11 protein-coding genes are annotated in these 7,338 nt (G+C 50.5%); 7 read left to right on the top strand and 4 right to left on the bottom strand.

Translation table 11 applies throughout. The annotated features are described in order from the left end of the window. Window positions 1-114 precede the first annotated feature (114 nt). Window positions 115-303 (top strand): hypothetical protein, encoded by a 189-nt coding sequence (locus tag J7438_RS24300; protein ID WP_209278640.1) that lies wholly within the window; start codon window positions 115-117, stop codon window positions 301-303. Here J7438_RS24300 and J7438_RS24295 read toward each other — a convergent pair. Next, complete coding sequence (locus J7438_RS24295) at window positions 300-791, bottom strand: DUF29 domain-containing protein (protein ID WP_209278639.1); 492 nt, start codon at window positions 789-791, stop codon at window positions 300-302. The genes J7438_RS24300 and J7438_RS24295 overlap by 4 nt on opposite strands. Window positions 792-834: 43 nt before the next feature. Between J7438_RS24295 and J7438_RS24290 the strand changes: the two genes are divergently transcribed. Beyond that, window positions 835-1,401: a hypothetical protein gene (locus J7438_RS24290; RefSeq protein WP_209278638.1), complete on the top strand. Its 567-nt coding sequence runs from the start codon at window positions 835-837 to the stop codon at window positions 1,399-1,401. Further along, the gene (locus tag J7438_RS24285; RefSeq protein WP_209278637.1) at window positions 1,401-2,975 is read left to right on the top strand and encodes a hypothetical protein; all 1,575 of its coding nucleotides are present in this window, start codon (window positions 1,401-1,403) and stop codon (window positions 2,973-2,975) included. Before J7438_RS24290 ends, J7438_RS24285 begins: the two co-directional genes overlap by 1 nt. Before the next feature lie 505 nt (window positions 2,976-3,480). Here J7438_RS24285 and J7438_RS24280 read toward each other — a convergent pair. The 3 genes from J7438_RS24280 to J7438_RS24270 form a co-directional block, all read right to left on the bottom strand. Continuing rightward, window positions 3,481-4,266 (bottom strand): Fic family protein, encoded by a 786-nt coding sequence (locus J7438_RS24280; RefSeq protein WP_286196900.1) that lies wholly within the window; start codon window positions 4,264-4,266, stop codon window positions 3,481-3,483. A 31-nt stretch (window positions 4,267-4,297) separates the two neighbouring features. After that, complete coding sequence (locus J7438_RS24275; protein ID WP_209278635.1) at window positions 4,298-4,546, bottom strand: Fic/DOC family N-terminal domain-containing protein; 249 nt, start codon at window positions 4,544-4,546, stop codon at window positions 4,298-4,300. A 672-nt stretch (window positions 4,547-5,218) separates the two neighbouring features. After that, a complete protein-coding gene (locus J7438_RS24270; protein WP_209278634.1) occupies window positions 5,219-5,860 on the bottom strand; it encodes a site-specific integrase in 642 nt (213 codons plus the stop codon). A 96-nt stretch (window positions 5,861-5,956) separates the two neighbouring features. Between J7438_RS24270 and J7438_RS24265 the strand changes: the two genes are divergently transcribed. From J7438_RS24265 to J7438_RS24250, 4 genes are all read left to right on the top strand, one after another. Next, the gene (locus J7438_RS24265; protein WP_209204108.1) at window positions 5,957-6,214 is read left to right on the top strand and encodes a DNA cytosine methyltransferase; all 258 of its coding nucleotides are present in this window, start codon (window positions 5,957-5,959) and stop codon (window positions 6,212-6,214) included. A 142-nt stretch (window positions 6,215-6,356) separates the two neighbouring features. Then, window positions 6,357-6,524, top strand: coding sequence for a hypothetical protein (locus J7438_RS24260; RefSeq protein WP_209278633.1), 168 nt, complete (start codon window positions 6,357-6,359; stop codon window positions 6,522-6,524). Window positions 6,525-6,578: 54 nt separating this feature from the next. Next, window positions 6,579-6,842, top strand: a complete 264-nt coding sequence (locus tag J7438_RS24255; protein ID WP_209204111.1) for a CopG family ribbon-helix-helix protein — start codon at window positions 6,579-6,581, stop codon at window positions 6,840-6,842. Beyond that, window positions 6,839-7,135 (top strand): type II toxin-antitoxin system RelE/ParE family toxin, encoded by a 297-nt coding sequence (locus tag J7438_RS24250; protein ID WP_209204112.1) that lies wholly within the window; start codon window positions 6,839-6,841, stop codon window positions 7,133-7,135. Before J7438_RS24255 ends, J7438_RS24250 begins: the two co-directional genes overlap by 4 nt. Window positions 7,136-7,338: the final 203 nt, after the last annotated feature.

Below are 7,338 nucleotides of genomic sequence, written 5' to 3'. Positions count from 1 at the left end.
TGATCGGTGATTGCAACCGAAAGATAGTTAAACAACCGGGGTTCCCTTGTCTTTTCTTGCATCGAACTCACGTTAAGGTATTTCAAGGCAAGCCTGTTCAGTTCTGCCCGGATCATGGCCGACAGCTATACCGATCTGGTACTACGGGTGTTTCGGGATGAACAGCAAATTCTGGAACTGCCGGTCACGTCTGACCGGGGCTTCCGGCTTCCCGCAGGGCGGGGCAGTCGCTGGCAGTTTGAGTTGGCCGGTACGGATACCGTGACTGCCGTGATTGTGGCCAGCTCCATGGCGGAGCTTTAAGGGTATAAATCCAGCGACATCAGTTGTTCAAAAGTCCAGGGGCAAGTATCGGGAAAGCTGCTGGCCGTCAGCCGTTTTTGGGGGGAGTGAATGTATTTGTTCATCTGTTCAACAGCTTCTGCCTTGGCCATTGGATAACTTTGCGCAATAACATCCGGCAGATGATGCTTCAGGGATGGGCTGTCTGCCAGAAGGTCGGTAATGTCGCTGCGAGGATTGTTGATGCTCGGCAGCCAGGTATGAATCACTTTATCCTGCACCCAGGGGTCTTGGAGCACCCGAAGCTGATAGTCCATTTTCAATAGATGCAGCATTAAAATTTTCAAACCGGACTTTAGGGAACGACGATTGTTTTTCACGGCTTGCCCTAATTCTTCCAGCAGGTTTTTTATATCGAGTCGATCAAGCTGGCCAGATTGTAATAACTGTTTTTGCTGTTCTGCCCATTGCTGGTAATCGGTGTCATACAGATTGTTGCTGTTTTCCATTCTTTGAATCCTTTTATTCACTGCCCACCAGTTTAGGAGAGTCATGGCTAAATTTCCTGCCCTGCCCGCAACGGTAGACCGCTATGTGCGCGAGTTTCTGAACCGCCTGGCCGGTCGCAGCGGCAATGCCGGAGACAAGGCAGTACTGCACAGCGAGCTGGCTGAACTGGGGCTGGCCGAAGAAATAGGTCAGCGGTTAAGTTTGCCTGCCTCTGCTGTGGGGTCCATTACCGATACCCTGAAACCGGTTCAGCCAGAAATTACGGTCCCGGTAGATGGTGATGGAGATAGTGGAGTAACAGCGCCGGATGCACCCACCGCTGCCACCGGGCTTTCCACCAACGGCATTTTTGGTGCCGTAATCCTGCAATGGGATGCCCCGGCTTACAACGGTCATAATCACACCGAAGTGTGGCGAGCACAGATTGATGACCGAGCACAGGCTTCTCTGGTCCATGAAGCCAATGGCAGCCGTTATACCGATGTCACCGGCAACACCACCCGGCACTATTACTGGGTGCGCCACGTCAACAGTGGCGGCCAGGTCGGCGGTTTTAATGCACTGGCCGGAACAGCGGGTCAGGGGCCATCATTAATCTGGCCGACCTGATGCTGGAGAGCCCGGAGCTTTCAGAACAGCCATTTTCAGTGCGCAATATCGGCACCGAAGCAGAGCCGGAGTATGTGCTGATCTTCAACGGCTATCTGGCGGTGAACGGGCCGGTGAATATCAGCCAGCTTCAGTCCGGTGAGTTGCAAAACGGCACGGCACTCACGGTTGGTCAGGGCTCTATCGAGCTGAGTACCGGCAGCGATGGGTTTGGCCAGATGGTGATTACCGGCAGTGGCGGTATTGCCACTAACGACTATCTGGTGCTGAAACAAGGCCGGATCGAGTCCTATATTTACACTGCCAGGGCCGGTCACGTTCGGTATAAAGAGGTACGCCGGACGGAAAGCGGCATCGGCAGAAATGGTCAGGCAGTGATCGTTCCTGCGTATTTTAAAAGCCAGCCCACTATTAACCTCTATCCCCGCGACATTACCGTCTATAACGCTGATTATCCTGACCAGTCCCAGCGGCTGGAACTCTACCACACTACCCCCCAGCCCTATGGCCTTATCGAAGGTGCGTGGGTGTTTTTCCCCTATGCCCGACTGCTGCTGGCCGATGGCAGCAAAACCGAGGCCAACGGCAAAATCTATCAGGGAACTGGCAATAACGCGCAATGGTTTGCTTACGACACTGATCAGGTAAAAAAGGTGACGGTGAAAGGGCGTGTTGCCAGCAGTCGGTCCACTGGCAGTGGCGGCACCTGGCAGAACCGTAAGGTCACCATGACCCTGAAGTATCGCCCGGACAACAGGGACTGGATCGATGGCGAGTCGGTCACCGTGGAAATTGACCAGTTCACTACTCACGACCTTGAGATCAGCCAGACCCTGACCCAGGGAAACTATGACGTGGGGGTGCAGTTTTTTGCTGAAGACCGTGAGGGTACATTCAACAGTGGTGAAGTCATCTATGACTACAAAAATGAGGATTGGGGAGGCAACGACTGGCAGAAAACGCTCAGTCCCAACGGTTCTGCACAGACAGTACGCCATAGTATTGCGATCAATAACCCGGCTCTGACTGGCTGGGAAATCACCAAAATCCTGTTTTTTGCCAGGGTGGATATACGGCTGGAGGTCAGAAACCTCTACCTCTATGAAAGTAATGTCTGGGGAACCGATATTGCCAAAGGTCGGGCCAGGGTGCGCATCCCCAACGATGTAGGTGGCTACAACACCTACGAAAAAACCACCTCCAACAACTTGGTATATCTGTACGACGACAATGCAGCCTGGGAAAGCGTAGAGTTCAACGATATTTCCATGCGCTGGGAAGACCACGTTTACAAAGACGGCAAGGTCTACCCGGAAGTAGAGGTCTGGGCAGAACGGGCTGGTTATAAAGGTCAGTCCTCCGCAGGCAGTTCCTTCGATCCCCCCTATGTGCCAACCAGTGTTGCCTATGTCCATATCCGCAGACTCGCTGCCACTGTCTACTATCGCCGTCCCCAGCCAGTGAGCAACACCCCCGACAACACCTTCTACTGGGACACCACGGCTTATGACCTTGGTGCCATCGATGTCAGCATTTCAGATGCCATTATCCACTGGACCGCTACCGGCGAATAAACAGGAGAATAACCATGGGCATATCACGATCACAGGGCTACACCCGTGTAGGGACACCTGACTCCGGCCACAGTTACGGCCTGACCGGCAATGCCCCTTACCGGAAGTAATATGTTGATTGGTATGAGCTTTTTTAAAGCTTGAAGTTTTCATTTAGCAAGGATGTCCGGTTACTTTGAATTAAATTTTCCGCTCATTAACTTATGCCGTGGAATCCTTACCTTCCCAACGAGGCTTATGGAGGCTGAATCTGGTATCACGCTCCTCAAATGGTTTTGAGGAGTCTCCAAACTCCTCAACGAGACTTGTGAAGCCTGAATCTGGTATCACGCTCCTCAAATGGTTTTGAGGAGTCTCCAAACTCCTCAATGAGGCTTGTGGAGCCTAAATTTTATATCACGCTCCTCAAATAGTTTTGAGGAGTCTCCAAACTCCTCAACAAGGTTTGTGGAGCCTGAATCAGAGGTTCCACTCCTCAAAAGGCGTGCGAATTCAGAGCTATCCGTTATGTGCGTTGGAAAACACTCTGACCTTCAGTAATTTCTAACAGCTCGGCAAAACAAAGTACCGCAGGACGCCTTCCCGAAGCCGATTTGATTTCCAATAAAATCCCGGCATCGCGCAGTTGACGGAGTAAAGCCGGGGTGGTTTTGGGATGAATGCCGTACTTTTCTTCAAACTGTTGAATAATATCCGTGGTGCGAAAGATGGGGCGACTAAACAGCGCATCCAGTAAATGAACAGAATACTGGGAACGGGTAATGTGTTGAATTTGATGCTTCATGTGTTCATACAGCCCCATGATGTTTCTCACCCGCGCACTGTTTTCCCTGGCCTGAAGGGTGATTGCTCGCAAAAAGAAGGCAATCCACCCATTCCAGTCTCCTTCTGAAGAGATCGCCTGGAGACGCTGGTAATATTCGTCACGGTGGGTTTCCAGGTATTCGCTCAGGTAGAACATAGGCTCGGAGAGAATTTTTTTCTGGTACAGGAATAGTGGGATCAGGATGCATCCAATCCGGCCATTACCATCCTTGAATGGATGTAACAGTTCGAATTGCCCGTGTACCACGGCGACCTGAAGCAGAAAGTCGCAGTCATCATAATCGATATAACGTTCCCAGGCCTCAAGGTGCTCCATTAATCGCAGTGGTGAAGGAGGCACAAATGTCGCCTGTTCCATGGAGCAACCCGCCCGGCCAATCCAGTTCTGATCGTTGCGAAATCCACCGGGAGATTTATTCTGTCCCCGAACGCTGTTGAGCAGTATGCTGTGCAACTCACGGATCAGGCTTAAACGGATGGGATAAGCTTTCAGGTGTTCACTGGCCTGAAACAGGGCAGAGCGGTAGTTTGAAATTTCCTGGATATCCTTGAATTTCTCGCCTTCTTTCTCCAGCCCTGCCTCCTAGTACCTCATCAACGGTGGCCTGAGTACCCTCAATCTTAGAAGAGAGTACGGCCTCTTGAGTGGTCAGTGGCGAGAGCATCACCGCAGGATTTGGTATCCCTTGTAGCAAACCATCGTACCGGGCAAGCTCAGCGTTCGCCTCGCCGACCAGGCTAAACAAGGCGCGAAAGTCAATATTCTCCAGGGGCAGTGTATCTGGCTGCTAAGGGGGCATCCTGTTGGTATCCTGAGCCAATATTATGGGTTTGATTGTAGCGCGGCATAGGTGTGTATGATACGGGGTGACGTACGGATATCCGGATAGCATATCTGGCCATATCGACGGATTAAGCGTTCTATAAATTTGGGGCTTTTACAGGTTTGCCCACAGGAAAAAATTTGTCTGCCCCTTTTTGTTGGTTACGAGCTGTGCACTGGGTGGATTGTAAAATGCGATTTGTAATGCCAAGAAGCGTGAAGCAAACGCTTCGCAGGTATGGGCGATGATCAGAGAAAATATCTTTCAGTGTTGAATACTGTCGTTTAGATGACCACTTTCGCTGGGTAACCAGAAGGTATTTTTCATGAAAATTTTTCCTAAAAAAAATGGCCAAAATATCGAAAAATAATACACACTTGCGCACTTTTTCCTAAAACGATTTGAGCTAAGTTGTTGAAATATAAGAGTGACACACTAGCTTTAGGTGCTAGTGACTGTATGGTTGTGGAAGTTCGAGTCTTCTCCTGGGCACCAATTCTCAAAGATATGTCGTGTAATTAGCGGCAAAAAACCGGACAGCTGCCCGGTGATATCTTCTCTCATTTCTCTTCCTTTTTTAGCTCTTCCTTTCGATCACCTCGTACCCTGTACTTCCTGAGTTTTCCAGATATAGATTTTCTTCGCTTCCAGCGTTTTATGTCCTGATACTAATCCTTCGTGGTCAGATACGCCCTTGGCTTTCAGGTCGTGGAAGTGCCACTTCTCGGCAATCAGTCCTTCATCTATTGCGCGGTTGATCAGTTTTTGCCATTGGCTGTCTAACGTGTTTTTGTGCATTTTTTGCCCCGGCGACATCTGGATGCCTCTCTTGACGACGACGTTGGGCGCACCGAACATGTATTCAAATTTTTCGCCGCTGTTGTGATCATCCAGCAGTTTTAACGCTTTTCTCAGTCGTGGTGTCCAGAGGGTGATTTCATCCAGCGACCCTTTGCCCCGTTTTAGCTGTATTCCTTTTTCCAACAGTTGATCTCGCTTCATGTTGATCAGTTCGGATCGTCTTGCACGACAGGTGTAGGCAAATTCCATCATCGCTTTCCAGAACGGATTGGCCAGATAGTAAACGCAGGCGTAGTCTTCATCGCTGACGTTCACATCCTGCCGATTCGGTCTTGGCAATGCTTCGCAGTCCAGCGATGGGTTGGGTGGAACTCCTTCCAGATGACTTCTGCCCCAGCTCCAGGCACTGGAGATTAACTTGCGTGCAATGGCCACGGCTCCGAGCTTATCAGAATACTTTTCATACGCGAAGGGCGACTTTTGACATCTGATAAGGCATGACTGCACCTTAATCTGCGCTCTAAAAACCCGATGAACACATTAACCGCCGGTGATAAACACGCCGTTGCCAGTACCTCCAGTGGTGAAGCCGAGTTAGCTATACGTCGATTAACTCCCGTTGAATGCGAATGTTTGCAGGGTTTCCCGGATGGGTTCAGCGCTATTCCCTGGAAAAACAAACCGGCTGAAGAGTGTCCTGATGGTCCGAGGTACAAGGCTCTTGGTAACTCCATGGCCGTTCCGGTAATGCGCTGGATCGGAAATCGTATCCAGACGGCACTGAGTTAACCATGTACTTTGCTTTGGAGCCGGCTCTGATGCGGATCTTTGGAACGCAGGAGCTGATGATAAAAACCGCCAGCTGGCAGCGGGATATCAACGCCGGTTATCGCAAGACAGCGGTTGCACCAGAGCATCGCAGCACCCGGGATTGAGGCAGGCCAAGGGGAAGATTCAGATCAAGGGTAAGGGGGAAAGCACGGTTTACCGCTGGCAGCAGAAGTGTCGTCAGATCTGCAATGAGCTGATCCGGCTGGCCGAGGATGAGGCTCAGGATTTGCTGGAGCAATCCGGGGTTATCCGGCATGAACCCTATTGACGGCATGCCGAACTTAAGTGTACTACAATGTAATACACCAAAAGGAGGTCATGTATGAGTGTATCCAGCGTTCGTCTGAATCAGGATATTGAAGAGCCGTTAAACCAGTTAGCTAAAGTGCTGAGCCGTAGCCGCAACTATCTCATTAACGAAGCGGTCAGGGAGTACATCAAGAAACATGCCCGTGAAATGCAGGAGTGGGACGAGACCCTGGAAGCACTGGATCAGGTACGCAGGGGAGACACCGTAGATGGTGACGCCGTGATGACATGGCTGGAAAGCTGGGGCAGTGATAATGAGCTGGAGGCACCTGAATGAAACTCAGGTTTTCCAGGAGTGCCGTTGATGACCTGAAACGACTGAGACAGTTTATTGCAGAAAAAAATCCACCAGCAGCACAGCGAATGGCGGAGTATCTGGTCAGGAAAATTAACAACCTGTGCCATCAACCGAACATGGGCGTTCTGGTAGGGGATAAACTGAATCCCCGTTTGCGTGACCTGATTATCAGGGATTACAAGATTCGCTATCTTGCTGACGACCGTGAGGTCTTGATTCTGAAGATATGGCATCAGAAGGAAGATGATGAGATTAGCCTTGACTCAGAGTGAGAGTAAAAGTACGGTGAAACTCATGCTGGGAAAGTACCCGATCACTCACTTTCCCGTTGCTTGAATCCTTCCAGAAAGCCCGGCCCTGTTGCCGGGTTTTTAGTATCTGCCACTCCCAAACTGAACCACTATAAAAAACGTGAGTTCGATGCAAGAAAAGACAAGGGAACCCCGGTTGTTTAACTATCTTTCGGTTGCAATCC

The organism is Thalassotalea sp. G20_0 (assembly GCF_017744175.1).
Classification (GTDB): Bacteria; Pseudomonadota; Gammaproteobacteria; order Pseudomonadales; family Endozoicomonadaceae; genus Endozoicomonas.
The sequence above is the reverse complement of the archived record's forward strand: the minus strand, read 5'-3'. Positions and strand labels throughout refer to the sequence as shown.